We start from the raw sequence: 25,167 nt of genomic DNA on the forward strand, positions 1-25,167 counted from the left end.
GCTAGGGTCTGTTCCCGTTTCACGCACGGCCGCGCCGGAGCGGGAACAGACCCTAACAGGAACCCCATGACTCTAAAGATCGACAGCAGTGACCTGAGCCGCGCCGTGCAGGCCGGCGTGCTGCAGCCCGGCCAGGATCAGGCGCTGCTGACCTTTTTGCGCCAGGGGCCTGCCGAGCGCCCCAGCTTCCAGCTCGCCCATATCGCCTACTACTTTGGCGCCCTGCTGATCATGGGCGCCATGGGCTGGCTGCTCACCGAAGCCTGGATGAGCATCGGCGACACGGCCCTGCTGGCGATAGGCACGGCCTACCTGCTGCTGTTCCTGTTTTGCGGGCGCAGCCTGTGGCAGCACGGTCAGCCGATTCCCGGTGGCCTGCTCGGCGCCGTGGCGGTGAGCCTGACGCCGCTGGTGGTGTTCGCCGCACAAAGGCTGCTGGGCCTCTGGCCCCTGGATGACGGGCAGTCGGACTACCTCGACTACTACCGCTACGTGCAGGGCGGCTGGCTGGTCATGGAGGTGGCGACGGTGTTGGTCGGCCTGCTGGTGCTGCGCCTGCTGCCCTTCCCGTTTATCGTCATGCCGATTGCCGTGGCGCTGTGGTTCATGTCCATGGACTTGAGCGAGCTGCTGCATGGCGAGTACTTCAGCTGGGAGCAGCGCCGCGACGTATCGCTGTGGTTCGGCCTGGTGATCCTGCTCGCCAGCCTGCTGGTGGACGGCCGCAGCACGCGCGACTACGCCTTCTGGGGCTACCTGGCCGGGCTGACGGCGTTCTGGGGCGGCCTGAGCCTGATGAACAGCGGCAGCGAACTGGGCAAGGCGCTCTACTGCCTGATCAACCTGGGCCTGATCGGCCTGTCGATCCTGCTGCGCCGTCCACTGTTCATGGTCTTCGGCGCCCTGGGCGTGGCCGGTTATCTCGGCTACCTGGCCCACGACGTGTTCGAGGACTCGCTGCTGTTCCCGGTGGTGGTCAGTCTGATCGGCCTCGGCGTGATGGGCCTCGGGCTGCTCTACCAGAAACGCCGGGAGGCGATGAGCGACGCCCTGCGCCGGCAGCTACCAGCCGGCCTGCTGGCGCTGCTGCCGGCACTGCGCCGCTGAGCCTTCACCCTTGGACGGCAGGTTCTAACCGAGAAGTGAGCAGCGCCGTCAAGCTCACTGCAGCGCGAATTGGGCCTTAGATAGACGCCATCAATGGGCCAGCCTTGGCAAACCGCAACGAGCCGGTATGATGCGCCACTTTTTAGGAAAGCCGCATGCCGTTTCGCAGCCTTCTCGCCCTGCTGTGCCTGACCCTCTGCACCTCGCTGCAGGCCGCCCCACCGCAAAGTTTCAGCCAGGCCAAGAAGATCGGCTGGACGCTCTACGAGCGTCAGTCGGTGGAGTTCTATTGCGGCTGCAGCTTCAAGGGCAACCGTGTCGACCTGAAAAGCTGCGGTTATACACCGCGCAAGAATGCCACCCGCGCGGCTCGCATCGAATGGGAGCATATCGTCCCGGCCTGGCAGATCGGCCACCAGCGCCAATGCTGGCAGCATGGCGGGCGCAAGAACTGCAGCAAGAACGACAGCGTATTCCGTCGCGCCGAAGCCGACCTGCACAACCTGGTGCCGGCGATTGGCGAGGTCAATGGCGACCGCAGCAACTACGACTTCGGCTGGCTGCCGCAAAAGCCCAGCCAGTACGGCGCCTGCCCCACGGTGGTCGACTTCAAGGCCCGCAAGGTGATGCCACGCCAGCAGGTACGCGGCATGATCGCCCGTACCTACCTGTACATGAGCGACCGCTACCAGCTGCGCCTGTCGAAGCAGAACCGCCAGCTGTTCAACGCCTGGAACAAGACCTACCCTGCCGAACACTGGGAGCGCCAGCGCAACCAGCTGGTCGGCTGCGTGATGGGCTGGGGCAACCCCTATGTCGGGCAACTGGACAAGCGGCTTTGCCAGCAGGCACCGATTGCAGCGATCAATCGGCGGTAGGCCCTCGCGCTGAAAACAACAGCGACCGTCAGCGCACTACCCGTGGGAACGGGCAGGGACACCCAGTCCATGCCCGTGATTTCGCGCGCATGGCGCGCTCCCACAGAAGCGTGCCAACGCGGGCCGCAGCATGCAAGATGGCGCAGACATCGGCACACGGCCCCTGAAAGCAGGAAAGGCCGGCCCCTCTCGGTGACCGGCCTTTCGCATTGCAGCGCTATCGCTTACAGCGGCTTGCCGCGATTACCGTGGGCCGCCACGAATTGCTGCACGGTCGCCAGGTCATTGGCCAGTACGGTGCAGCGCTCGTCACGCTCGAACAGATCGGCCAGGTGCGCCGGCAGGGCTGGCGACAGTTCCACGGAGGACTTCTCGATGGCCTCCGGGAACTTGACCGGGTGGGCGGTGCCCAGCACCACCATCGGCACGGCCAGGCTGCGACGGCACTCGCGCGCGGCACGCACGCCGATGGCGGTGTGCGGGTCGAGCAGCTCACCGGTGGCGGCGTACACCTCGGCAATGGTCTGGCAGGTCTGTTCATCGCTCACGGCGAGGGAATCGAACAGCTTGCGCGCTTCGGTCCAGCGATCGTCTTCGACGGTGAAGCCGCCGGTCTGGCGGAATTCGGTCATCAGCGCGGCGATCGACGGGCCATTGCGACCGTGCAGGTCGAACAGCAGGCGCTCGAAGTTCGACGACACCATGATATCCATCGACGGCGACAGGGTCGGGTACAGCTCGCCCTTGGCGTACTGATTGCCGCTCATGAAGCGGTGCAGGATGTCGTTGCGGTTGGTGGCGACGATCAGCTGGCTGACCGGCAGGCCCATGTTGCGGGCAAGATAGCCGGCAAAGATGTCGCCGAAGTTGCCGGTCGGCACCGAGAAGGCCACCGAACGCGCCGGGCCGCCGAGCTGCAGGGCAGCATGGAAGTAGTAGACGATCTGGGCCATGATCCGCGCCCAGTTGATCGAATTGACCGCCACCAGGCGCGTGCCCTTCAGGAAACCCTGGTCGGCGAAGCTGGCCTTGACCATCTCCTGGCAGTCGTCGAAGTTGCCTTCGATGGCGATGTTATGGATGTTGTCACCAAGAATGGTGGTCATCTGCCGGCGCTGCACTTCGGACACCCGGTTGTGCGGATGCATGATGAAGATGTCGACGTTGTCGCAGGCCTTGCAGCCTTCGATGGCCGCCGAGCCGGTATCACCGCTGGTAGCGCCCATGATCACCACGCGCTCGTTGCGCTTGGCCAGCACGTAGTCGAGCAGGCGGCCAAGCAGCTGCAGGGCGAAATCCTTGAACGCCAGGGTCGGGCCGTGGAACAGCTCGAGCACCCACTCGTTGCCGTTCAACTGACGCAACGGCGCCACGGCCGCGTGCTCGAACACGCCGTAGGTGTCTTCGAGAATCTTCTTGAAGTCGGCATCCGGGATGCTGCCGGTGACGAACGGGCGCATCACCCGGAAGGCCAGCTCGTGGTAGGGCAAGCCGGCCCAGGAGGCGATCTCCTCCTGGGTGAAGCGCGGCAGGTTTTCCGGCACGTACAGGCCGCCGTCCGTGGCCAGGCCAGCCAGCAGGACGTCTTCGAAATTCAGGGCCGGTGCCTGGCCGCGAGTGCTGATATAGCGCATGGTCTGCAAACCTTCGGTCTGGGGCGCCACGCCGCGAATGAGTCGCGGCGCGCGACTGAATTAGCTGAGTTGTTCGACGCGGATGCGCACCACGTTGCCGACGACGTCGGCCAGCGCTTCCAGGGCAGAAATGGCGTCGTTCATGCGCTGCTCGGCAACGCGATGGGTGACCAGGATCATCGGCACCAGGCCGTCCTGCTCCTCGACTTCCTTCTGCATGATCGATTCGATGTTGATGCCGCGCTCCGACAGGATGCTCGCCACCTGGGCCAGCACGCCGGGGCGATCCTTGGCCTGAATGCGCAGGTAGTAGGCACTCTCGCAATCGGTGATCGGCAGGATCGGGTGATCGGACAGCGAATCCGGCTGGAAGGCCAGGTGCGGCACGCGGTTGGTCGGGTCGGTGGTCAGCGCCCGCACCACGTCCACCAGGTCGGCCACCACGGCCGAGGCGGTCGCTTCCATGCCGGCACCGGCGCCATAGAACAGCGTGCTGCCGGCGGCGTCGCCATTGACCATGACGGCGTTCATCACGCCATTGACGTTGGCGATCAGACGATCGGCCGGGATCAGCGTCGGGTGCACGCGCAGCTCGATGCCAGCCTCGGTACGGCGCGCCACACCCAGGTGCTTGATGCGGTAGCCCAGGGCCTCGGCATAGTTGACGTCGGCGGTGGTCAGCTTGGTGATGCCTTCGGTGTAGGCCTTGTCGAACTGCAGCGGAATGCCAAAGGCGATGGACGCCAGGATGGTCAGCTTGTGGGCCGCATCGATGCCTTCGACGTCGAAGGTCGGGTCGGCTTCGGCATAACCCAGGGCCTGGGCTTCGGCCAGCACGTCTTCGAAGGTGCGCCCCTTCTCGCGCATCTCGCTGAGGATGAAGTTGCCGGTGCCGTTGATGATCCCGGCCAGCCAGTTGATACGGTTGGCCGACAGGCCTTCACGGATGGCCTTGATCACCGGAATGCCGCCGGCCACCGCCGCTTCGAACGCGACGATCACGCCCTTCTCCCGGGCACGGGCAAAGATTTCGTTGCCGTGCACGGCGATCAGCGCCTTGTTGGCGGTGACCACGTGCTTGCCGTTGTCGATGGCCTTGAGGACCAGCTCACGGGCGACGCTGTAGCCGCCGATGAGCTCGACGACGATATCGATCTCGGGGTTGCCAGCCACCGCGAAGACATCGTCGGTCATGGTAATGCCGGTCGACTGGTACTGGGGCTTGGGTGTACGGGTGGCGATCTGCGCCACCTCGATGCCACGCCCGGCACGACGCGCGATTTCCTCGGCGTTGCGCTTGAGCACATTCACGGTACCGCCACCGACGGTACCCAGCCCACAGATGCCTACTTTGACCGGATTCACACTAGACTCCCAACTGCACTGCATAAAACGGCCGACGCGGGCGCCGGCCGTGGAAAAGAGCCGCACATTACGAAGCGGCCCAGGGATAGTCAATCGACGAGGGCCTGTTAACGCTCCTCGCAAGCGACGTCGCCGCGGGCGTTAACAGCCCCTTGCCACTCAAATCATTTGGCTTCCAGCGCCAGCTTGGCCAACTGCGCAGCGGGCTGATAACCGGGAATCATCTTGCCGTTTTCAAGAATGATCGCCGGCGTGCCGTTGACGCCGATCATCTGCCCCAGCTGATACTGCTGGGGCACCGGGTTGTCGCAGGTTGCCGCGGGCACCGACTCGCGCGACTTGGCCTTGTTCATCGCCGCCTGGCGATCCTTGGCGCACCACACGCTGGCCAGGTCCTTGGCGCCCTTGCTGCCGAGACCCTGGCGCGGGAAGGCCAGGTAGCGTACCTCGACGCCGAGCTTGTTCAGCTCGCCCACTTCGCTGTGCAGCTTCTGGCAGTAACCACAGTCGGTGTCGGTGAACACGGTGATATGGGTCTTCGGCTCTTGCGGCGCGAACACCACCATGTCCTTGGCAGCAATACCGTTGATCTGCTTGGCGATGGCCTTGCCTTCTTCCGCCTCGGTGAGGTTGATGGCCTGGCCATCCTTGAACTGGAACAGGTAGCCCTGCATCACGAACTGCCCGTCGGCGCTGGCATACAGCTGGCGACCGCCCTTGAGCTGCACCTGGTAGACGCCGGGCATCGGGCTTTCGGCGATGGCCTCGATCGGCAGATCCGGCTGGATCGACAGCAGGTTCTTGCGGATCGCCTGATCCGGGTCGGCAGCGTGGCCGAGGGTACCGACCAGACCAAGGGCCATGGCCGCGAAAATGCGGGTCACACGCATGGTTACTCCTATCGAGCGACGGGGTGACAAGGGAAGAGCGAAGACTACCATAACCAGGGCCCGTGACTGCGGGCGGCAGACGCAAAGCGTGAACCGCCGCCGGCCAATTCAGCCTCGCGGATGGTGCTGGGCATGCAGGGCCTGCAAGCGGGCACGGGCGATATGGGTGTAGATCTGCGTGGTGGACAGATCGCTGTGGCCCAGCAGCATCTGCACCACCCTCAGGTCCGCACCGTGATTGAGCAGATGGGTCGCGAAGGCATGCCGCAGGGTGTGCGGCGACAGCGACTTGGCAATCCCCGCCACCTGGGCCTGATGCTTGATGCGGTGCCAGAAGGTCTGGCGGGTCATCTGCTCGCCGCGCAGGCTGGGAAACAGCACGTCCGCGGGCCGCCCCGCCAGCAGGGCGGGCCGCGCCTCGCGACAATAGCGCTCGACCCAGCCTATGGCCTCCTCACCCATGGGCACCAGGCGCTCCTTGCTGCCCTTGCCGAACACCCGCAGCACACCCTGGCGCAGGTTGACCTGCTCGAGCGTCAGGCCGACCAGCTCACTGACCCGCAACCCGCAGGCGTACAGCACTTCGAGCATGGCGCGATCGCGCAGGCCGATGGGGTCGTCCAGATCCGGCGCCGCCAGCAACGCTTCGACATCGGCCTCGGACAGCGATTTTGGCAGGGGTCGGCCAAGCTGCGGCATGTCCACCTGCAGCGTAGGGTCGGTATCGATCACGCCTTCGCGCAGCAGAAAGCGGTAGAAGCCGCGCATGCCGGAAATCAGCCGCGCCGTGGAGCGCGCCTTGTAGCCTTGGTTCATGCGCCAGGCCAGGTGATCGAGCAGCACCTCGCGCCCGACCGATTGCAACTCGACGCCACGGGCCTGCAGCCAGCCATTGAGCAAGGCCAGGTCGCTGCGATAGGCCGCCTGGGTATGGGCGGACAGGCCCTTCTCCAGCCACAGGGCCTCGATGAAACGCTCGATCAATGGATGGTCGACAGCGGACATGGGGTCAGATCTGCCTCAGGTACATAGTCATGGTGCGGGTGCTCGCGGGCCTCACCTGTGGGAGCGCGAAACGACGAACCCACACCTGATACCAATACGCCAGACATCAGAAACGAAAAAAGCAGCCGAGGCTGCTTTTTTCGAGGGGAAATTCTGGCTTAAACCAGTTTTTCCTTGATGCGTGCTGCCTTGCCGGACAGGTCGCGCAGGTAGTACAGCTTGGCCTTGCGAACGTCACCACGACGCTTGACGGCCAGGCTGTCGACCAGCGGGCTGTAGGTCTGGAAAGTACGCTCAACGCCAACACCACTGGAAATCTTGCGCACGGTGAAGGCGCTGTTCAGGCCGCGGTTACGCTTGGCAATTACCACACCCTCGAACGCCTGCAGACGCTGACGGTCACCTTCCTTTACTTTCACCTGAACGACTACGGTGTCGCCCGGGGCAAAGGTCGGGATCTCTTTGCTCATCTGCTCAGCTTCGAGTTGCTGAATGATTTTGTTGGTCATGCTGCGCTCCTAAGACGGGCCGTCAGGCCGGCCATCGATATTAGTTATCGTCCCGCTGGCGGATGTATTCCTCCAGCAGCTTCTTCTCTTCTCCAGAAAGCGAGCGGCTATCCAGAAGATCGACACGGCGTTCCCAGGTGCGTCCCAGGGACTGCTGCAAACGCCAGCGCCGGATGTGTTCGTGGTTGCCGCCAAGCAGCACCTGCGGAACACGCTTATCCGCATACACCTCCGGACGGGTGTAGTGCGGGCAGTCGAGCAAGCCATCCGTGAAGGAGTCTTCCTCGGCCGAATCTGCATGACCCAATGCACCAGGCAAAAGGCGCGTTACCGCATCGATCAGCACCATGGCCGGCAGCTCACCGCCGGACAGGACGTAGTCGCCGATCGACCATTCCTCGTCGACGTGGGTTTCGATGAAACGCTCGTCGACGCCTTCGTAGCGGCCGGCGATGAGGATCAAACGCTCCTCCTTCGCCAGCTCGCGTACCGCCGCCTGGGTCAGCTTGCGGCCCTGTGGCGAGAGGTAGATCACCTTCGCCCGGCCGCCGCTGGCCTGCCTGGCATCGGCCAGGGCATCCTCAAGCGGCTTGATCTTCATCACCATGCCGGGACCACCTCCGAAGGGGCGGTCGTCAACGGTGTGATGACGATCCGTGGTATAGCTGCGCGGGTTCCAGCAGGTCAGCTGCAACAGCTCCTGCCTCACCGCACGGCTGGTGATGCCGTAATCGCCAATGGCGGCGAACATTTCCGGGAACAGCGTGATGACATCGACGCGCAAGCTCGGCATGGCGCTTAGAAATCCGCATCCCAGTCGACCTGCATCTCACCAGCCTCGAGACTGATCGACAGCACACACTGCTGCGTATAAGGCAGCAGGCGCTCGCGATCATCGAGGCTGTCAGCGCAGGGCTTGACCACCATCACGTCATTGGCACCGGTCTCGAACAGATGATCGACCTTGCCGAGCAATTGCCCCGCCTGATCGATGACTTTCAGACCTTCCAGCTGATACCAGTAGAACTCGCCGTCATCGAGTTCCGGCAGCTGGCTCCTGGGAACGCAGATCTCGAAGCCCGCGTAGGTACGCGCCACTTCACGATCATCGAGCCCCTTGAGCCTGGCGACCAGAACCTTGCCCTGCAAGCGTCCACCAGCCAGTTCAACCTGTTTCACCTCGCCATCGCGCCGTAGCGTCCAGCGAGGGTAGTCGAGCACGTTATCCAGGGGATCGGTAAAGGAGTACACCTTTATCTCACCCCTGACGCCATGCACCGAAACGATCTTGCCAAGAACCAGAAGATCCTCGGCGGGGGCCGGCGTCGTGCTCATAAGAAGTGCTTAGGCAGCAGCCTTGGCAGCTTCTTTCAGCAGCTGAGCAACGCGCTCAGACGGCTGGGCACCCTGGCTCAGCCAGTAGGTGGCGCGCTCTTGATTCACGGACAGCTTGACTTCAGCACCCGAGGCGATCGGATTGAAGAAACCGATACGCTCCACGAAGCGACCGTCGCGCGCATTGCGGCTGTTGGTCACGGTGAGGTGGTAGAAGGGGCGCTTTTTGGAGCCGCCACGAGCGAGACGAATAGTTACCATGTGAACATCGTTCCTGTAGTCGGTGCTAACTTGAGGCACACATCAAAAATGGGCCTAGGCCCGAAAGGCCGCATATTCTAAGAGCAAAAGTCGCAAGCCACAAGTGACAAGCTGCAAGTAAAAGCAAAATCCCGGAGACCTAGCTCTCTTGCGGTTTGCGGTTTGCAGCCTGCGGCTTGCAACTGCTTTTCTAGAACTTCGGCATGCCGCCGCCGGGCATCATGCTGCCCATGCCGCGCATCATCTTGGCCATGCCGCCTTTGGCGCTGAATTTCTTCATCATCTTCTGCATCTGCTTGTGCTGCTTGATGAGCCGGCCGATGTCCTGCACCTGGGTACCGGAACCCATGGCGATACGGCGCTTGCGCGAGCCGCTGATGATATCGGGGTCGCGGCGCTCGGCGGGGGTCATCGAGTTGATGATCGCCTCCATCTGCTTGAACTGCTTTTCCGCCGCACCCTGGGCATTGCCCATCTGCGCCAGGTTGACGCCACCCATCTGCGGCAGCTTGTCCATCAGGCCGCCGAGGCCGCCCATGCTCTTCATCTGCACGAGCTGGTCGCGGAAGTCCTCGAGGTCGAAGCCCTTGCCCTTCTTGAGCTTCTTGGTGAGCTTCTCGGCCTTCTCGCGGTCGAGGGTCTGCTCGGCCTGCTCGATCAGGCTGAGCACGTCGCCCATGCCGAGGATGCGCGAGGCGATCCGCTCGGGGTGGAACGGCTCGAGCGCTTCGCTCTTCTCGCCCATACCGATGAACTTGATCGGTTTGCCGGTGATGGCGCGCACCGACAGCGCAGCACCGCCGCGGGCGTCGCCGTCGACCTTGGTGAGCACCACGCCGGTCAGCGGCAGTGCATCATTGAAGGCCTTGGCGGTATTGGCGGCGTCCTGGCCGGTCATGGCGTCGACCACGAACAGGGTTTCCACCGGCTTGACCGCCGCATGCAGAGCCTGGATCTCGGCCATCATCTCGGCATCGACGGCCAGGCGGCCGGCAGTATCGACCAGCACCACATCGATGTACTTGAGCCTGGCTTCGCGGATCGCCGCTTCGGCGATGGCCACCGGCTTCTGGGTGATATCGGAGGGGAAGAAGGTCACGCCCAGATCATTGGCCAGGGTTTCCAGCTGCTTGATCGCCGCGGGGCGGTAGACGTCCGCGGACACCACCATCACGTTCTTCTTCTTGCGCTCCTTGAGCAGGCGCGCCAGCTTGCCCACGGTGGTGGTCTTGCCGGCGCCCTGCAGACCGGCCATCAACACCACCGCTGGCGGCGTGGTGCTCAGGTCGAGGTCTTCATTGGCGGCGCCCATGAGGCTTTCCAGCTCCAGGCGCACGATCTTCACGAACGCCTGGCCCGGGGTCAGGCTCCTGGACACCTCGGTGCCGACCGCGCGCTCCTTGACGCGGGCGACGAAATCCTTGACCACGGGCAGCGCCACGTCGGCCTCGAGCAACGCCATGCGCACTTCGCGCAGGGTGTCCTTGATATTGTCCTCGGTCAGCTTGGCCTTGCCAGTGACGCTGCGCAGGGTCTGCGAGAGGCGATCGGTTAAGTTTTCGAACATGCGCGTTCCTTTCGGGCCGTCGGGCCGGGATGGGCTGGCAGCAAACGGCGGATTATAACGAAGACTGGCCGGCTTTCGAGGCTTGTTTGTCGCCCCCCTGCGACCCAGGGTCTGTTGACGTTTCAACGCGAGCCGCGTTGCCGCGAGAAATCTCGCCAGGCCGGGCGGCGATCCGCTAGGCGGAGGACGCAGGGAATGGCGCTCCCTTTTCAAGTCCTCCAACGACGCATGGCGAGATTTCTCGCGCAACCTAGGCGGCCCCACCCGAAGGGCCGTGGGTGAAACGTCAACAGGCCCTAGTGAGAGCGGATAGCGCCTGCAGTCTTTTTGCGACAACCGTTGTGTGCCACACTCAGCGCCTTTGAGCCCGCGTATCCAGGATCTATGCACCCTCTGTTGCCCAGCCTCGCCGCCGCCATCCTCTATTTTGGCGCCGCCAGCTATCAAGGCCTGCATCTGGCCCGCCGCAGCACGCCCAGCCAACCGGTATTGCTGCTGGCAGGCCTCATCGCCCTGCTGTTTCACGGCGGTAGCCTGTTCATGCAGATGCACTACACCGCAGGGCTGAACCTGGACTTCTTCAACGCCGCCAGCCTGATCGCCTTCACGGTGATCGTGCTGATCCTGCTGGCCTGCCTGCGCATGCCGGTGCACAACCTGCTGCTGTTTCTCTTTCCGCTCGGCGGGCTGACGGTGCTCTGCGCGCAGTTCATGCCCAGCGGCACCAGCCAGCCGATAGAGGAAGGCCCCGGCATCCTCGCCCATATCCTGCTGTCGATCGTGGCCTACGGCCTGCTGACCATCGCCATGTTCCAGTCGCTACTGCTGCTGGTGCAGGATCACCAGCTCAAGCACAAGCATCCATCCGGGCTGATCCGCAACTTTCCGCCGCTGCAGACCATGGAAAGCCTGCTGTTCGGCTTTCTGTGGGGCGGCTGGGCACTGCTGTCGCTGTCGCTGCTCTCCGGCGCGGTGTTCATCGACAACCTGTTCACCCAGCACCTGGTGCACAAGACCATCCTGTCGTGCTTCGCCTGGGTGGTGTTCGCCGTGTTGCTGTGGGGCCGCCATCAGCTCGGCTGGCGTGGCCACAAGGCGATCCGCTGGACCCTGGCCGGCTTCTGCCTGCTGATGCTGGCCTTTTTCGGCAGCAAGCTGGTTCGTGAATTCATCCTCCATATCTGAGCCGTGAACATACCCTCCCCGCTGTTCCAGCTGGCCGTGCTGCTGATCCTGCTGGGCTGTGCGAGCTTTTTCATCTGCGCGCGCACCGTGCTGTTCGGCCTCAACCGCTATCGGCTGCGCTACCGGGCGCGCCAGGGTCATCGTGCGGCCGCCCGGCTGATCGCCCTGCTCGACCAGCCCCAACGGCTGTCGGCCACCCTGCGCATCGGCACCATCTGCAGCACCATGGCCGCCTCGGTCGCTGCCACCCTGCTGGCCTTGCGCCACGACGCGTCCGGCGCCCTGGCACCGTCCCCCTTCATTCTGACCCTGGCCGTGCTGATGCTCGCCCACCCCTTCGGCCGCCTGCTGGCCACCCTGCCGCCACCGCTATTCGCCTACCCGGCAAGTGCCCCGCTGACCCTGGTCAGCCTGGCCTTGTCACCGCTGACCCGCCTGCTGATGACCATCGGCCAGGGCCTGAGCCGGCGCATCGGCAAGGCCGATCCGGGCACCGAGCCCGATGATGCGCCGAGCCTCACCGAGCTGCGTGACGCGCTGCAGGCCGACGACCTGCCGCTGCCCGCCGAGCGGCGCACCATGCTGCTCGGCGTGCTGGAGCTGGACAAGGTCAGCGTCGAGGACGTGATGATTCCGCGCCACGAAATCAACGGCATCGACCTGTCGGGCAGCACGCCGCTGCTCGAGCAGGTCCGCGCCGCCTCGCACACCCGCCTGCCGGTATACCGCAACAGCCTCAACCAGACCGAAGGCATCCTGCACATGCGCCGTCTGGCCGGGCTCAGCGAGCTGGACGAAGCGGCCATGTTGCAGGCCTGCGACGCGGCGTACTTCGTGCCGGAAGGCACCACGCTGGCGAACCAGCTGGTGAGCTTCCAGCAGCACAGGTACCGCACCGCCGTGGTGGTCGACGAGTACGGCGAAGCCATGGGCATCGTCACCCTGGAAGACATCCTTGAAGAGATCGTCGGCGACCTGAGTTCGGTGGAAACCGCCCATCCTCGTGAGTTTCACGCATTGGGTGACGGCACCTGGTCGATCCAGGGCAGCGCCTACCTGCGTGAAGTGAACCGGGCACTGGGCTGGCAACTGCCGGTGGACGGGCCGAAGACGGTCAATGGCCTGGTCACCGAAGTGCTGGAGAACATCCCGGACTGCGCGGTGTGCCTGCAGGTGGGCCGCTACCGGCTGGAGATCGTCCAGGCCAGCGGCAGTCGGGTGCTGGAAGTGCGGGCCTGGGAGGCCCAGCAGCACTGAAGCTGGGTAGCCCGCGGCACGACGCCGCTGGCACTGAGAAGCTGCTCTAGAGCACCCGTAACTGAGAGCTCGCCTTATTCACGGGCGACGGGAAGAAGGCAGAAGCGGACATTGAGCTTCAAGCCGCAAGCCTCAAGCTGCAAGAACAAGCTAGAGCACTGCGGACTGCTTTTAACCTGTAGCTTGGAGCTTGCAGCTTGCGGCCGCTTGCGCCACTTTGCGGCCGTTGCGCTAGCTAGCGAAAAAGGTTCGAGCGTTACAGCTCGACCTTGACCGCCTGTGCCGAGCGCAGCGCCTTGGCGCGGGCCGCGTCCAGCGACTCGTCACGGGCAAGAGCAACACCCATGCGGCGCTGGCCGCTGACTTCCGGCTTGCCGAACAGGCGCAGGGCGGTATCCGGTTCGGTGAGCGCGGCGCCCAGGCTGCCGAAGCTGACCTGGGTGGATTCACCTTCGACCAGGATCACCGCCGAGGCGGACGGCCCGAACTGGCGGATCGCCGGGATCGGCAGGCCGAGGATGGCGCGGGCATGCAGGGCGAATTCGGACAGGTCCTGGGAGATCAGGGTCACCAGGCCGGTGTCGTGGGGGCGCGGCGAGATCTCGCAGAACCATACCTGATCGCCCTTGACGAACAGCTCGACGCCGAACAGACCACGACCACCGAGCGAGCCGGTAACGGCCAGGGCGATGCGCTCGGCCTCGGCACGGGCGGCCTCGCTCATCGCCTGGGGCTGCCAGGACTCCTGGTAGTCGCCCTTCTCCTGGCGATGGCCGACCGGTGCGCAGAAGGTGGTGCCGCCGACGTGACGCACGGTCAACAGGGTGATTTCGTAATCGAAGTCGATAAAGCCCTCGACGATCACCCGGCCCTTGCCGGCACGACCGCCAGCCTGGGCATAATCCCAGGCCTTCTGCACGTCGTCGGCGCCCTTGAGCACCGACTGGCCCTTGCCCGAGGAACTCATGATGGGCTTGACCACGCACGGAAAGCCGATGGCGCCGACTGCCGCCTGGAACTCCTCGAAGGAGTCGGCGAACTGGTAGGGCGAGGTCGGCAGGCCGAGCTCTTCGGCGGCCAGACGACGAATGCCTTCGCGGTTCATGGTCAGCTGCGCGGCGCGGGCACTGGGGATCACGGTGTAGCCTTGGTTTTCCAGCTCGACCAGGGTGGCGGTGGCGATCGCCTCGATTTCCGGCACGATGTAGTGCGGCTTCTCCTGCTCGATCACCGCACGCAGTGCGGCGCCGTCGAGCATGTTGATCACGTGGCTGCGATGCGCCACCTGCATGGCCGGGGCATTGGCGTAGCGATCGACGGCGATCACTTCCACGCCGAGGCGCTGCAGTTCGATGACCAATTCCTTGCCGAGCTCGCCCGAGCCACACAGCAACACACGGGTCGCGCTGGGCGACAGGGGGGTTCCGATACGGGGCATAACAGGATCCTTGGGTAGCAGGAGAATTCAGGCGGCGATTTTAATCGCGCCCGGCCGCGACCGCGAACAAAATCGCCGGACATGCTTTTTATCGCAGCCTGGCCGGTTGCCAAGGCAGTGCATTATTGATCCCGCGAATTGCCCTCGATCAGCGCCACCGCCCGCCCCCTCGACTACGCTCAAGGTGTAGGCCGCCGCTGCCTCGGCATGCCGAGGCAGCGGCGCAGCTCCTGGCACGCGACTTCCGAGGAGGCTTGGCCATGGACGCTTTCCACATCATGATCGTGCTATTGATCAGTGGCTTTCTGCTGCTGGGCATCGGTTTCAACAACCGCGAACGGGAATGGGGCATCTGGCTGACGGGGCTGGGCGCGCTATCGATGTTCGCCCCGCTGTTCTTCAAGGTATTTATCGAATTCGGCTGAGCCACTTTCAGCTGTCGGCCTGCCAACGCCTGGCGGATGCCTGATCGCTGTCACGGCCCTCGACCCAGCGCGGGCCGTTGGGGGTGTCTTCCTTTTTCCAGAACGGCGCGCGGGTCTTCAGGTAATCCATGAAGAATTCGCAGGCCTCGAAGGCTGCCTGGCGGTGGGCGCTGGCCACGCCGACGAAGACGATCGGCTCGCCGGGCTCCAGCCGCCCGACCCGGTGAATCACCTCGACACCTCGCAGCGGCCAGCGCTCGCGGGCCTGGGCCTCGATGCCCGCCAGGGCCTTTTCGGTCATGCCCGGGAAATGCTCGAGAAACATCCCCGTCACCTCCTGGCCATCATTGAAGTCGCGCACGTAGCCGACGAAGCTCGCCACGGCGCCTACGCCGTTATTGGCGGCGTGCACGGCGTTGGTCTCGTGCCCCGGATCGAAGACGGCCTGCTGGACGCGAATACCCATTCAGCCTCCGGTAACCGTGGGGAAGAACGCCACCGCGTCGCCATCGGCCAGCGGCTCGCTCAACGTGCAGAGCACTTCGTTGCGGGCACACATCAGGCCGCGCTCGGCGAGCACCTCCCAGGCGCCGCCGCGGGCCAGCAGGTGCAGGCGCAGCTCGTCGAGGGTGGCGAAACTGCCCGGCAGCTCCTCGGCATCGAGACCCAGGGCTTCACGGTAGCGAGCGAAGTACTGCACACGGATCATCGCTCGCCCTCGCCCGCCAGGAAATGGCCGCTCTTGCCGCCGAGCTTTTCCAGCAGGCGCACCTGCTCGATGGCCATGCCGCGATCCACCGCCTTGCACATGTCGTAAATGGTCAGCGCCGCGACACTGGCGGCGGTCAGCGCCTCCATCTCCACGCCGGTCTGGCCGGTGAGCTTGCAGCGCGCACGAATCAGCACCGCGTCTTCACCATCGGCCTGCAGCTCGACCTTGACGCTGGTGAGCATCAGCGGATGACACAGCGGAATCAGATCGGCGGTCTTTTTCGCGGCCTGGATGCCGGCGATACGCGCCACGGCGAACACGTCGCCCTTGGGGTGTTCGCCGTCGACGATCATCTGCAGGGTGGTGGGCAGCATGCGCACCCGGGCCTCGGCCACGGCTTCGCGCACGGTCTGCGCCTTGTCGCTGACGTCGACCATATTGGCGCGCCCCTGGGAGTCGAGATGGGTCAGCACGGGCAATCTCCAAATAGAAAACCTGGCGATTGTAGGCCCCGCACCGCCCCCTGCAAACCATAGGCGCCGCAATAGAGGCCCGGAGCCGCCAGGCGGCTCCGGGCCGAGGGATTACATGTGGCTTTCGGCGTACTCGGCGAGGATCGAACGCGGCACACCCTGCAGGGTGATGTGCACGCCATGCTCGAAGCCCTTGAAGCGCTCGGTGAGGTAGGTCAGGCCCGAGCTGGGCGCCGACAGATACGGGGTGTCGATCTGCGCCAGGTTGCCCAGGCAGATCACCTTGGAGCCGGCGCCGGCACGGGTGATGATGGTCTTCATCTGGTGCGGGGTGAGGTTCTGGCACTCGTCGATGAGGATCAGGCTCTGCTGGAAGCTGCGCCCGCGGATGTAGTTCAGGGATTTGAACTGCAGGGGCACCTTCTGCAGGATGTAGTCGACGCTGCCGTGGGTGTTTTCGTCATCCATGTGCAGGGCTTCGAGGTTGTCGGTGATGGCACCCAGCCAGGGCTCCATCTTCTCCGCTTCGGTGCCGGGCAGAAAGCCGATTTCCTGGTCCAGCCCCTGCACCGAGCGGGTGGCGATGATGCGCCGGTAGCGCTTGCTGACCATGGTCTGCTCGATGGCCGCGGCCAGCGCCAGGATGGTCTTGCCCGAGCCGGCGGCGCCGGTCAGGTTGACCAGGTGGATGTCCGGGTCGAGCAGCGCATAGAGCGCCAGGGCCTGGTGGATGTCCCGCGGTTTGAGCCCCCAGGCTTCCTGGTGCAGCAGCGGTTCCTGGTGCAGGTCGAGAATCAGCAGCTCGTTACCCTCCACCTCCTTGACCCAGCCGACGAAGCCCTGCTCGTCGATGATGAATTCGTTGACGTTGACCGCCGGCAGGTCTTCGCTGAGCTGGACGCGGTGCCAGGTGCGCCCGTGGCCCTGACGGGTATCGACCTTGGCCACGCGATCCCAGAAGGCGCCGTCGACGTTGTGGTACCCCTTGGACAGCAGCGAGACGTCGTCGACCAGCTGGTCGGTGTGGTAATCCTCGGAATCCAGCCCGCAGCCACGCGCCTTCAGGCGCATGTTGATGTCCTTGGTCACCAGCACCACGGACATCCCCGGGCGACGTGCCTTGAGCTCCACCAGCTGGTTGATGATCTTGTTGTCGTTGAGGTCTTCGGGCAGCCAGGTGACCGGCGCCGCGCTCTTGCTCATGAGAATCGACAGAAAGCCGCAGGGGCCGCTCTTTTCCCGCTGGATCGGCACGCCATGCTCGACATCCTCGGGGGTGGCGCCATCGAGAATCTTGTCGATCAGGCGGATAGCCTGCCGGCATTCGGCGGCGACGCCCTGCTTGCCGGTTTTCAGCTTGTCGAGTTCCTCCAGCACCGTCATCGGGATGGCGACGTGGTGTTCCTGGAAATTGAGCAGTGCGTTGGGATCGTGAATCAGGACATTGGTGTCGAGGGCGTACAAGGTTGGGGCGGTGGGCTTGATGCGTCCGTGGTCATCCATACTCGTCACCTCTTGTCGGATCCAGCGACGGAATGCCAGGACGGCGCTCCGCCACACAGGACCACCGACTCCCGATCAGGAGCGCCGCAAACGGACGAGGGCCGAGGGCCGCCACCTGTCTGCAGGGTTCGGCGGTCTTTCAAGGCGTGGTCTGCACGGGCCGATCGTCATGCCCGACTCGCCGCAAACCACAGTTCGTTGATACTCCAAAAAATGTGACAGGCAAATGATCTTTTCAGTTTTTTTATTTTTATTTGTCGGTTGGACGAATGACCTTGGCAGCGGCGCTAGTCGGGCACTAGAGTCATGAGTCCGGCACCCTTGCCAGCCGCCCGCTGGCGCTGCCGAATCGGCTAGAATCGCCGCTCCGCCGAAGGAGACGACTCATGCTGATGGTGATCTCACCCGCCAAGACCCTGGACTACGACAGCGCACCGGTGACCTCGCGCTTCACCCAGCCAGAATTTCTCGACCACGCCCAGGAGCTGGTCGCCCAGTTGCGCGACTTCTCGCCCGTGCAGATCGCCGAACTGATGCACCTCTCCGACAAGCTCGCCGGCCTCAACGCCGCGCGCTTCGGCAGCTGGACACCCGAGTTCACTACAGAAAACGCCAAGCAGGCGCTGCTGGCCTTCAAGGGCGACGTGTACACCGGCCTGGACGCGGAAAGCTTCACTGAAGCCGATTTCGATTTCGCCCAGCAGCACCTGCGCATGCTCTCCGGCCTGTATGGCCTGCTGCGCCCCCTGGACCTGATGATGCCCTACCGCCTGGAGATGGGCACCAAGCTGGCCAATGCCCGCGGCAAGGACCTCTACGCGTTCTGGGGCGAGCACATCAGCGCATGGCTGAACGGGGCGCTGGCAGCCCAGGGCGACGATGTGCTGCTCAACCTGGCGTCCAACGAGTACTTCGGGGCGGTCAAGCGCAAGGTGCTCGAGGCGCGGGTCATCGACACCGAGTTCAGGGACCTGAAGAACGGCCAGTACAAGATCATCAGCTTCTACGCCAAGAAGGCCCGCGGCCTGATGGCCCGCCATGTGATCAAGGAACGCGTGACGGACCCGAAGCACCTCAAGGATTTCGACGACCAGGGCTACCGCTTCTCGGCAAAGGACTCGAGCGCCGACAAGCTGGTGTTCCTGCGCGACCACACCCCGGAGTGAGCCTAGGGTTTGATCCATCTCAGCGCGGCCGTGCGTGAAGCGGAAAAGTCCCTAGTGGAAACATCCATCAACCCCTGGGCGCGTGCCGAGCCCATCGGCCTTGTGTAGGATTGGTGGACACTCGACATTCAAGGTCCAGTCATGATCTTCGGCGCGATTCTGGTACTCAGCTGGTTCATTCTGCTGATCCGCTACCCGGCCAAGGCCCTGCCCATTTCCCTGGCGGCACTGGCGGGCCTGGGCCTGGTGGCGAGCTGGGTGCTGTGGCAGGAAAGTCGCGAGAACCGCAACCTGGCCCACCTCGAGCTGCGCTTGAGCTACGCCCCGGAAAGCTGCCCGGCAGATCGCCCACTGGAACTGCACCTGCACAACGGCAGCGAGGCTGCCCTGCAGGAACTGCGCTGGCAGATCACCGCCTACCGGCCGGGGGACAGCGTCAACCTGGCGCAGCGCCTGTTCGAGGCGCCACGCTATAGCGGTCCCGGTGAACTGTTGCCCGGCGCCGACTGGCAAACCTGCCTGCCGCTGCCTACCCTGCGTAGCGGCTATCGCGCCAGCACCCTGGAATTCCGCGCCGAGCAGTTGCAGGGCAGCTTCAGTCGCTAGGTACAGCCTCGAAATCCACACAACAACAATCACCAGGATTCCCCATGAGCCAACCGACGGTTCTGATCACCGGCTGCTCCAGTGGCATTGGCCGGGCACTGGCCGATACCTTCGCCCAGCAGGGCTATGAGGTCTGGGCAAGCGCCCGCAAGAGCGAAGACGTGGCGCGCCTCAGCGAAGCCGGTTTCCATGCCGTGCAACTGGACGTCAACGACGCCGCCGCGGTCGAACAGCTGGCCAGCACGCTCAAGGCACGCAACGGCGGGCTCGACGTGCTGATCAACAATGCCGGCTATGGCGCCATGGGCCCGCTGCTCGACGGCGGCGCCACGGCATTGCGCAAGCAGTTCGAGACCAACGTGTTCTCCCTGGTCAACCTGACCCGCGCATTGTTCCCGCTGCTGCGCCAGAACAAGGGCCTGGTGATCAATATCGGCAGCGTTTCCGCCGTACTGGTGACCCCCTTCGCAGGCGCCTACTGCGCCTCCAAGGCCGCGGTGCATGCCATCAGCGACGCCCTGCGGCTGGAGCTCGCACCATTCGGGGTGGGGGTGATGGAGGTGCAGCCGGGCGCCATCGAATCCAGCTTCGGTACCCATGCCAGCCGCCAGGCCGAGCAGTTGATCGGCGAGCACTCGCCCTGGTGGCCGATGCGCGACGGCATCCGCGCCCGCGCCATCGCCTCCCAGGACGACCCGACGCCGGCCAGCCACGTGGCGCGCAACGTGTACGCCGCCGTGGCCAGCGCCAAGCGCCCGCGGGTGCTGCGCCTGGGCAATGGCAGCCGCGCCCTGCCGCTGCTTGCCGCGCTGTTGCCCGGCACCTTGCTCGACCGCGTGCTGGGCCGCCGCTTCGGCCTGGATCGCCGCTTGTAGAACCTGGCGGCACGGGCGAGACTCCAAGCTTCATCGCCACCGCCGAGCCCTGTTGCCATGCCGCCGTCCCATCAGCCCGTCGCCATGCTGCGCTACGCCCTTGTCGGCGTGGTGGCAGCCGTAGTGCTCAACGTGCTGCTGCGCAGCTTCGTCAAACTCGGCGGCGTGCTGGCCACCCTGGTGATCGCCGCCAGCATCGCGGCGCTGATGGCGCTGCTGTTCGCCTGGCAGCAGCGGCGCCCGCCCACCCGTGGCGAGCGGCGCCGCCTGGTATGGTTGTACGGCGGCCTGCTCGCGCTGCTGTACGCGGGGCTGCTGACCATGATGACCCTGCAGGACGAGCCCAGCCCCATGGGCGTGCTGATCTTTATCCTGCATTACCTCGCTTACCCATTGCTTGCGCAACTGCTGTTCTCGGAACGTATCTTCAAGCGCACGCCCTGATCAGGCGGCACTTGCCGGCCAAACGCTGCTCTACACTCGATAACAGCAAACCGTTTGGAACCTCGATGAGAAGCAGCCGGCACATCAAGACCCAGGAGCGACGCATCATCGTGGTGCTGCTCGTCGCGCTGCTGACCGTGCAGGTGGTCATCTACCTGTTCAGCACCCGTACCAACCGCAGCATCGTCGCGGAAACCATCAGCAGCAGCCTGCAGACCACCACCCAGGTGGTCGACGAGCTGCTGGAGTTGCGCCAGCGGCAATTGGCCCAGGGCGCCGCGGTACTGGCCGCCGATTACGGCCTCAAGGAGGCCATCGCCACGGGCGAGCGCTCCACCATCGAGTCCATGCTGGGCAACCACGGCGAGCGGCTGAAGGCCGACATCGCCCTGCTCAACACCCTCGACCGCCAGTTGATCGCCAGCGTGCCCAGGGAGCTGCCACAGGCCGATATCGCGCCACTGCTCAAAGCGGCTGCCCAGTCCGCGAGCCCCGACGCGCAACCGGTCAGCCTGCTGCGCAGCCAGAGCGGCGTGCTCTACCAGCTCATCCACAGTGTGGTGAGGATGCCCACACCCCAGGCCGAGCTGACCCTGGGCTTCGCCATCGACGATGAACTGGCGCAAGCCCTCAAAAAGGTCACCGATACCGACTTCGTGTTTCTGTCCCGGGGGCAGAACGGCGCCTGGCAGCTGCACGGCAATACCCTGAACAGCAGCTTCGAGCGCTTGCTGGGCAACCCGGCGGCGCTGGTCGACGGCGCCGAGTGGACGCTGCAGGATGAGCGTGACGAATACCTGATGCGCTCGGTGACGCTAGACAACTTCACTGCCCAACAGGCCAGCGAAGTGTTGCTGATCGCCGGCAAGTCGCTGAGCCAGAACATGGCCGCCTACGAGCGTATCGAGGGTTTCCAGCGCTATCTGCTGTTGGCCAGCCTGGCGCTATCGGCACTGGTGGTGGTCCTGATCGGCCGGCACCTGCTGCGCCCCCTCAACACCCTGGCGCACCAGGACCCGCTGACCGAGCTGCCGAACCGCCGGGTGTTCGATCACAGCGTCGCCAGCGCCCTGGCCAATGGCCGCTCGGCATCCTGCGCGCTGATGATGATCGACCTGGACCACTTCAAGCAGATCAACGATCGCTACGGTCACGCTGCAGGCGACGAGGTGCTCCGGGTCAGTGCCAGCCGCCTGCGTGGCCTGCTGCGCAGCATCGACATGCCGGCGCGCCTGGGCGGTGACGAATTCGCCGTGCTGCTGCCGGGTCTCGACAGGGCCGCGGCCATTCGCCTCGGGCAACGCATCGAGGACGAGCTGGGTGACCCTATCGTCTTCAACGGGCAGAGTTTGCAGGTGGGCATCAGCATCGGTATCGCCATCGCGCCGCAGGACGGCACCAGCGCCAGCGACCTGCTGCGCATGGCCGACGCCGAGATGTATGCCGACAAGGCGCAGCGAGAGAACGCCCCGGTTTGAAAGATCGAACGCAGGCGGCACTGCGTCGGTCGCTAATAGGTCACCTGTCGTTTCTGGATGCCTTATGGAATACCTCGACTGGCTGCAATGGCCAGCCATGCTGATCACCGTCATCGCCGCCTGGCTGGTCGCCTCCAAGCAGCGTCGCCGCCGTAACCTGGGCTTCTGGGTGTTCATGGCCAGCAACCTGCTGTGGATCGTCTGGGGTCTATACAGCCACGCCTATGCGCTGATCGTGCTGCAACTGTGCCTGGGCGCGATGAACATTCGCGGCGCCATCAAGACCGAAGCGCCAGCCGAGCGCACCTGAGCCGCAGTGCTGCATTCCCGGGCGAGCTGTGAGACCATCGGCGGCTTGCCATCGTTTTTCCACTGCCATGCCAAACCTCGCCCTGACGCCAGAGAGCCCGCCCAATGCCTGACATCCTGCACCTGCAGCAGGCCGACTGGCGCGGCGACTTCGATGAAGGCGCGCTGCGCCGCGGCCAGGACTACGCCACGCGCGGCCTGAGCCGCCTGCTCAGCCTCAAGGACCACAGCCTGCTCGCCAGTTGCCTGGGCAGCGGCGAGCGCCCCTACCAGCAGCGCATCACCCTGCACGCCTACGGCAAGGGCTGGGGCGTCACCGGCCATTGCAGCTGCCCGGTGGGGTTCAACTGCAAGCACGTGGCGGCCGCGCTACTCACCCTGGAGGCGCGGCAGCGCGCCGGCGATGATCTCGGCACCCTGATCGTCACCGAAAAGCCGGTGGACGAAACCGTGCTGGACGACCTGCAGCCACAACCGATCCTGACCCTGGGCAGCCACGTGCGCGTGCATTTCGATGCGCGCAAGGGCCGCATGCTGGAACAGACCCAGCACCGCGCCGCCCTGGCCTTCGACTACCAGGGCCATACCGCGGTGGGTAAAACGGCCAAGGACCTGCTGGTGCGTCTGGGGTCCAATCGTCAGTTGCGCATCACCCGCAACGCCCCGCGTGAGGCCGAGCTGCGCCGTCGCCTGGAAGACGGCGGCCTGCGCATCGCCCTGCGGCAGAGCGAAGCCCTGGCCCAGCACCCGGGCGAGCATTTCGAACTGCAGGGCGATGCCGCCTGGTTGAGTTTCATGCAGCAGCAGGTGCCGGCGCTGCGCGCCGAAGGCTGGCGGGTCGAGATCCAGCCCGACTTCCAGTACAACCTGGCCGAGATCGACGACTGGTACGCCGATGTCGACGAGGTGCCCGAGCAGGGCTGGTTCGACCTGGAGCTGGGCATCGAGGTCGAGGGCCAGCGCATCAGCCTGCTGCCGGTATTGCTGCAGGCCATCCGCCGCTCGCCCTGGCTGCTCTCCGGCGACGCCCTGGCCCAGCGCCAGGACGAGGAGCTGCTGCTGGTCAGCCTGCCCCATAGCCAGCGCCGCGTGGCCCTGCCCTATGCGCGGCTCAAGCCACTGCTGGCGGCGCTCGGCGAATTGTTCATCGGCGAGGCCGAAGAAATCGGCACCCGGGTACGCCTGGCACGCGCCGATGCCGCCCGCCTCAACACCCTGCAGCAGGGGCCGGCGCTGAACTGGCAGGGCGGCATCGAGCTGCGCGAGTTCGCCCGACGCCTGCAGCACACCACGCAACAAGCGGTGAGCGCCCCCGACGAGCTGGCCGCACAGCTGCGCCCTTACCAGCTCCAGGGGCTGGGCTGGATGCAGGCGCTGGGCGAACTGGAAGTCGGCGGTGTGCTGGCCGACGACATGGGCCTTGGCAAGACCCTGCAGACCCTGGCGCACATCCTGCTGGAGAAGCAGAACGGTCGCCTCCAGCAGCCGGCGCTGATCGTCATGCCCACCAGCCTGATTCCCAACTGGCAGGACGAGGCCGCACGTTTCGCGCCGACCCTCAAGGTGCTGGCCCTGCATGGCAGCAAGCGGCGCAGCGGGTTCAAGCTGATCGCCGAGCACGATATCGTGCTCACCACCTATGCCCTGCTGCCACGCGACCTCAAGGCGCTGACCGCGCAGCGCTTCCACCTGCTGATTCTCGACGAGGCGCAGAGCATCAAGAATCCGCGCAGCAAGGCGGCCCTGGCCGCCGGCCAGATCAACGCCCGCCAGCGCCTGTGCCTGAGCGGCACGCCCCTGGAAAACAACCTGGGCGAGCTGTGGTCGCTGTTCAACTTCCTGATGCCGGGCTGGCTCGGCGACGCCAAGCGCTTCACCCGCGACTACCGCACGCCCATCGAAAAGCACGGCAGCGAGCAGCGCCTGGCGCACCTGCGTGGGCGGATCAAGCCCTTCGTGCTGCGCCGCAAGAAGGAACAGGTAGCCCGCGAATTGCCGCCCAAGACCGAAATCACCCAGTGGGTGGAACTGACACCCGCCCAGCGCGACCGCTACGAAATCCTGCGCCTGGCCATGGACCACAAGGTGCGCGAGGAAATCACCCGCCAGGGCCTGGCGCGCAGCCAGATCGTCATCCTCGAGGCGTTGCTGCGCCTGCGTCAGGTGTGCTGCGACCTGCGCCTGCTCGACGAGGCGCCGGCCGAGCTCACCAGCCACGACTCCGGCAAGCTCAGTAGCCTGCTGGACATGCTCGAAGCGCTGATCGGCGAAGGCCGGCGCGTGCTGTTGTTCTCCCAGTTCACCTCGATGCTGGCACTGATCGAAGGCGAGCTGCAGGCGCGCCGCATCGGCTACGCCAAACTGACCGGCAGCACCCGTGACCGGCGCACCCCCGTGGAGCAGTTCCAGGCCGGTCAATTCCCGGTCTTCCTGATCAGCCTCAAGGCCGGCGGCGCTGGCCTGAACCTGACCGCTGCCGACACCGTGATCCACTTCGACCCCTGGTGGAACCCGGCGGCCGAGGCCCAGGCCAGCGACCGCGCCTACCGCATCGGCCAGGACAAGCCGGTATTCGTCTACAAGCTGATCGCCCGCGGCAGCGTGGAAGAAAAGATCCAGCAGTTGCAGCAGGCCAAGGCCAACCTGGCCCACGGCCTGCTCGAGGAAGGCGGCAGCCAGAGCACCTGGCAGCTCAGCGAGGACGACCTGCAGGCGCTGTTCGCCCCCCTGGCCGACTAGGGCCTG

At 64.9% G+C, this 25,167-nt stretch carries 26 protein-coding genes; 12 read left to right on the forward strand and 14 right to left on the reverse strand.

What is annotated here, in order from left to right; genetic code table 11:
- Positions 1–66 precede the first annotated feature (66 nt).
- Both SA190iCDA_RS20395 and SA190iCDA_RS20400 read left to right on the forward strand, forming a co-directional pair.
- Positions 67–1,107 carry a DUF2157 domain-containing protein gene (locus SA190iCDA_RS20395; protein ID WP_070887534.1) on the forward strand — a complete coding sequence of 347 codons (1,041 nt, stop codon included), beginning with the start codon at positions 67–69 and terminating at the stop codon, positions 1,105–1,107.
- A 155-nt stretch (positions 1,108–1,262) separates the two neighbouring features.
- Positions 1,263–1,985, forward strand: coding sequence for an endonuclease (locus tag SA190iCDA_RS20400; RefSeq protein WP_070887535.1), 723 nt, complete (start codon positions 1,263–1,265; stop codon positions 1,983–1,985).
- Positions 1,986–2,209: 224 nt separating this feature from the next.
- On the opposite strand, the gene thrC is transcribed toward SA190iCDA_RS20400, so the two are convergent.
- The 9 genes from thrC to ffh form a co-directional block, all read right to left on the reverse strand.
- Entirely contained in the window at positions 2,210–3,619 is a 1,410-nt protein-coding gene (thrC, locus tag SA190iCDA_RS20405) for a threonine synthase (RefSeq protein WP_070887536.1), read from the reverse strand.
- A gap of 60 nt (positions 3,620–3,679) precedes the next feature.
- A complete protein-coding gene (locus tag SA190iCDA_RS20410; protein WP_070887537.1) occupies positions 3,680–4,984 on the reverse strand; it encodes a homoserine dehydrogenase in 1,305 nt (434 codons plus the stop codon).
- Positions 4,985–5,148: 164 nt separating this feature from the next.
- Positions 5,149–5,874, reverse strand: coding sequence for a thioredoxin fold domain-containing protein (locus SA190iCDA_RS20415; protein ID WP_070887538.1), 726 nt, complete (start codon positions 5,872–5,874; stop codon positions 5,149–5,151).
- Positions 5,875–5,982: 108 nt separating this feature from the next.
- On the reverse strand, positions 5,983–6,879 hold the full coding sequence (xerD, locus tag SA190iCDA_RS20420) for a site-specific tyrosine recombinase XerD (RefSeq protein WP_070887539.1): 897 nt from the start codon (positions 6,877–6,879) through the stop codon (positions 5,983–5,985).
- 158 nt (positions 6,880–7,037) lie between these two features.
- On the reverse strand, positions 7,038–7,388 hold the full coding sequence (gene rplS / locus SA190iCDA_RS20425) for a 50S ribosomal protein L19 (protein ID WP_013790154.1): 351 nt from the start codon (positions 7,386–7,388) through the stop codon (positions 7,038–7,040).
- A gap of 40 nt (positions 7,389–7,428) precedes the next feature.
- Positions 7,429–8,181, reverse strand: a complete 753-nt coding sequence (trmD, locus tag SA190iCDA_RS20430; protein ID WP_070887540.1) for a tRNA (guanosine(37)-N1)-methyltransferase TrmD — start codon at positions 8,179–8,181, stop codon at positions 7,429–7,431.
- Positions 8,182–8,186: 5 nt separating this feature from the next.
- The gene (gene rimM, locus SA190iCDA_RS20435; RefSeq protein WP_070887541.1) at positions 8,187–8,723 is read right to left on the reverse strand and encodes a ribosome maturation factor RimM; all 537 of its coding nucleotides are present in this window, start codon (positions 8,721–8,723) and stop codon (positions 8,187–8,189) included.
- Positions 8,724–8,732: 9 nt separating this feature from the next.
- Positions 8,733–8,984, reverse strand: a complete 252-nt coding sequence (gene rpsP, locus SA190iCDA_RS20440) for a 30S ribosomal protein S16 (RefSeq protein ID WP_009403592.1) — start codon at positions 8,982–8,984, stop codon at positions 8,733–8,735.
- 190 nt (positions 8,985–9,174) lie between these two features.
- A complete protein-coding gene (gene ffh, locus SA190iCDA_RS20445) occupies positions 9,175–10,551 on the reverse strand; it encodes a signal recognition particle protein (protein ID WP_070887542.1) in 1,377 nt (458 codons plus the stop codon).
- Between the two features lie 384 nt (positions 10,552–10,935).
- Between ffh and SA190iCDA_RS20450 the strand changes: the two genes are divergently transcribed.
- A complete protein-coding gene (locus tag SA190iCDA_RS20450; RefSeq protein ID WP_070887543.1) occupies positions 10,936–11,736 on the forward strand; it encodes a cytochrome C assembly family protein in 801 nt (266 codons plus the stop codon).
- A 3-nt stretch (positions 11,737–11,739) separates the two neighbouring features.
- On the forward strand, positions 11,740–12,993 hold the full coding sequence (locus SA190iCDA_RS20455) for an HlyC/CorC family transporter (RefSeq protein WP_070887544.1): 1,254 nt from the start codon (positions 11,740–11,742) through the stop codon (positions 12,991–12,993).
- A 256-nt stretch (positions 12,994–13,249) separates the two neighbouring features.
- On the opposite strand, the gene purT is transcribed toward SA190iCDA_RS20455, so the two are convergent.
- Positions 13,250–14,431 (reverse strand): formate-dependent phosphoribosylglycinamide formyltransferase, encoded by a 1,182-nt coding sequence (purT, locus tag SA190iCDA_RS20460; protein WP_070887545.1) that lies wholly within the window; start codon positions 14,429–14,431, stop codon positions 13,250–13,252.
- Between the two features lie 260 nt (positions 14,432–14,691).
- Here purT and SA190iCDA_RS20465 point away from each other — a divergent pair, with 260 nt between their 5' ends.
- On the forward strand, positions 14,692–14,856 hold the full coding sequence (locus SA190iCDA_RS20465) for a hypothetical protein (RefSeq protein ID WP_170833981.1): 165 nt from the start codon (positions 14,692–14,694) through the stop codon (positions 14,854–14,856).
- Between the two features lie 7 nt (positions 14,857–14,863).
- Here SA190iCDA_RS20465 and moaE read toward each other — a convergent pair whose 3' ends face one another.
- The 4 genes from moaE to SA190iCDA_RS20485 form a co-directional block, all read right to left on the reverse strand.
- Positions 14,864–15,322 carry a molybdopterin synthase catalytic subunit MoaE gene (moaE, locus tag SA190iCDA_RS20470; protein ID WP_070887546.1) on the reverse strand — a complete coding sequence of 153 codons (459 nt, stop codon included), beginning with the start codon at positions 15,320–15,322 and terminating at the stop codon, positions 14,864–14,866.
- Entirely contained in the window at positions 15,323–15,565 is a 243-nt protein-coding gene (locus SA190iCDA_RS20475) for a MoaD/ThiS family protein (RefSeq protein ID WP_070887547.1), read from the reverse strand.
- Positions 15,562–16,041 (reverse strand): cyclic pyranopterin monophosphate synthase MoaC, encoded by a 480-nt coding sequence (gene moaC, locus SA190iCDA_RS20480; protein ID WP_070887548.1) that lies wholly within the window; start codon positions 16,039–16,041, stop codon positions 15,562–15,564. The genes SA190iCDA_RS20475 and moaC overlap by 4 nt, the downstream gene beginning before the upstream one ends.
- Before the next feature lie 111 nt (positions 16,042–16,152).
- Positions 16,153–17,544 (reverse strand): PhoH family protein, encoded by a 1,392-nt coding sequence (locus SA190iCDA_RS20485; protein WP_070887549.1) that lies wholly within the window; start codon positions 17,542–17,544, stop codon positions 16,153–16,155.
- 386 nt (positions 17,545–17,930) lie between these two features.
- Between SA190iCDA_RS20485 and yaaA the strand changes: the two genes are divergently transcribed.
- The 7 genes from yaaA (at position 17,931) to SA190iCDA_RS20520 (ending at position 25,161) form a co-directional block, all read left to right on the forward strand.
- Entirely contained in the window at positions 17,931–18,710 is a 780-nt protein-coding gene (gene yaaA, locus SA190iCDA_RS20490; protein ID WP_070887550.1) for a peroxide stress protein YaaA, read from the forward strand.
- A 141-nt stretch (positions 18,711–18,851) separates the two neighbouring features.
- Positions 18,852–19,316, forward strand: coding sequence for a multidrug transporter (locus SA190iCDA_RS20495; protein WP_070887551.1), 465 nt, complete (start codon positions 18,852–18,854; stop codon positions 19,314–19,316).
- Between the two features lie 44 nt (positions 19,317–19,360).
- Complete coding sequence (locus tag SA190iCDA_RS20500) at positions 19,361–20,191, forward strand: SDR family oxidoreductase (RefSeq protein ID WP_070887552.1); 831 nt, start codon at positions 19,361–19,363, stop codon at positions 20,189–20,191.
- Between the two features lie 57 nt (positions 20,192–20,248).
- Positions 20,249–20,635, forward strand: coding sequence for an ABZJ_00895 family protein (locus tag SA190iCDA_RS20505; protein ID WP_070887553.1), 387 nt, complete (start codon positions 20,249–20,251; stop codon positions 20,633–20,635).
- A gap of 65 nt (positions 20,636–20,700) precedes the next feature.
- On the forward strand, positions 20,701–22,113 hold the full coding sequence (locus SA190iCDA_RS20510) for a sensor domain-containing diguanylate cyclase (RefSeq protein WP_070887554.1): 1,413 nt from the start codon (positions 20,701–20,703) through the stop codon (positions 22,111–22,113).
- Positions 22,114–22,177: 64 nt separating this feature from the next.
- Positions 22,178–22,423, forward strand: a complete 246-nt coding sequence (locus SA190iCDA_RS20515; protein ID WP_070887555.1) for a hypothetical protein — start codon at positions 22,178–22,180, stop codon at positions 22,421–22,423.
- A 104-nt stretch (positions 22,424–22,527) separates the two neighbouring features.
- Positions 22,528–25,161, forward strand: a complete 2,634-nt coding sequence (locus SA190iCDA_RS20520) for a DEAD/DEAH box helicase (RefSeq protein WP_070887556.1) — start codon at positions 22,528–22,530, stop codon at positions 25,159–25,161.
- Positions 25,162–25,167 lie beyond the last annotated feature (6 nt).

This window comes from Pseudomonas argentinensis (genome assembly GCF_001839655.2).
Taxonomy (GTDB): Bacteria; Pseudomonadota; Gammaproteobacteria; order Pseudomonadales; family Pseudomonadaceae; genus Aquipseudomonas; species Aquipseudomonas argentinensis_B.

Bases quoted from the DNA above. Each gene is read 5' to 3' on its own strand.
- trmD (WP_070887540.1), bottom strand. From the start codon at position 8,181: ATGCCGAGCTTGCGCGTCGATGTCATCACGCTGTTCCCGGAAATGTTC.
- SA190iCDA_RS20395 (WP_070887534.1), top strand. From the start codon at position 67: ATGACTCTAAAGATCGACAGCAGTGACCTGAGCCGCGCCGTGCAGGCC.
- rpsP (WP_009403592.1), bottom strand. From the start codon at position 8,984: ATGGTAACTATTCGTCTCGCTCGTGGCGGCTCCAAAAAGCGCCCCTTC.
- moaE (WP_070887546.1), bottom strand. From the start codon at position 15,322: ATGGGTATTCGCGTCCAGCAGGCCGTCTTCGATCCGGGGCACGAGACC.
- SA190iCDA_RS20515 (WP_070887555.1), top strand. From the start codon at position 22,178: ATGGAATACCTCGACTGGCTGCAATGGCCAGCCATGCTGATCACCGTC.
- SA190iCDA_RS20415 (WP_070887538.1), bottom strand. From the start codon at position 5,874: ATGCGTGTGACCCGCATTTTCGCGGCCATGGCCCTTGGTCTGGTCGGT.
- SA190iCDA_RS20510 (WP_070887554.1), top strand. From the start codon at position 20,701: ATGAGAAGCAGCCGGCACATCAAGACCCAGGAGCGACGCATCATCGTG.
- SA190iCDA_RS20495 (WP_070887551.1), top strand. From the start codon at position 18,852: ATGATCTTCGGCGCGATTCTGGTACTCAGCTGGTTCATTCTGCTGATC.
- SA190iCDA_RS20450 (WP_070887543.1), top strand. From the start codon at position 10,936: ATGCACCCTCTGTTGCCCAGCCTCGCCGCCGCCATCCTCTATTTTGGC.
- thrC (WP_070887536.1), bottom strand. From the start codon at position 3,619: ATGCGCTATATCAGCACTCGCGGCCAGGCACCGGCCCTGAATTTCGAA.
- SA190iCDA_RS20475 (WP_070887547.1), bottom strand. From the start codon at position 15,565: ATGATCCGTGTGCAGTACTTCGCTCGCTACCGTGAAGCCCTGGGTCTC.
- SA190iCDA_RS20485 (WP_070887549.1), bottom strand. From the start codon at position 17,544: ATGGATGACCACGGACGCATCAAGCCCACCGCCCCAACCTTGTACGCC.
- ffh (WP_070887542.1), bottom strand. From the start codon at position 10,551: ATGTTCGAAAACTTAACCGATCGCCTCTCGCAGACCCTGCGCAGCGTC.
- xerD (WP_070887539.1), bottom strand. From the start codon at position 6,879: ATGTCCGCTGTCGACCATCCATTGATCGAGCGTTTCATCGAGGCCCTG.
- yaaA (WP_070887550.1), top strand. From the start codon at position 17,931: ATGCTGATGGTGATCTCACCCGCCAAGACCCTGGACTACGACAGCGCA.
- rimM (WP_070887541.1), bottom strand. From the start codon at position 8,723: ATGAGCACGACGCCGGCCCCCGCCGAGGATCTTCTGGTTCTTGGCAAG.
- SA190iCDA_RS20500 (WP_070887552.1), top strand. From the start codon at position 19,361: ATGAGCCAACCGACGGTTCTGATCACCGGCTGCTCCAGTGGCATTGGC.
- rplS (WP_013790154.1), bottom strand. From the start codon at position 7,388: ATGACCAACAAAATCATTCAGCAACTCGAAGCTGAGCAGATGAGCAAA.
- SA190iCDA_RS20400 (WP_070887535.1), top strand. From the start codon at position 1,263: ATGCCGTTTCGCAGCCTTCTCGCCCTGCTGTGCCTGACCCTCTGCACC.
- purT (WP_070887545.1), bottom strand. From the start codon at position 14,431: ATGCCCCGTATCGGAACCCCCCTGTCGCCCAGCGCGACCCGTGTGTTG.
- SA190iCDA_RS20505 (WP_070887553.1), top strand. From the start codon at position 20,249: ATGCCGCCGTCCCATCAGCCCGTCGCCATGCTGCGCTACGCCCTTGTC.
- SA190iCDA_RS20465 (WP_170833981.1), top strand. From the start codon at position 14,692: ATGGACGCTTTCCACATCATGATCGTGCTATTGATCAGTGGCTTTCTG.
- SA190iCDA_RS20520 (WP_070887556.1), top strand. From the start codon at position 22,528: ATGCCTGACATCCTGCACCTGCAGCAGGCCGACTGGCGCGGCGACTTC.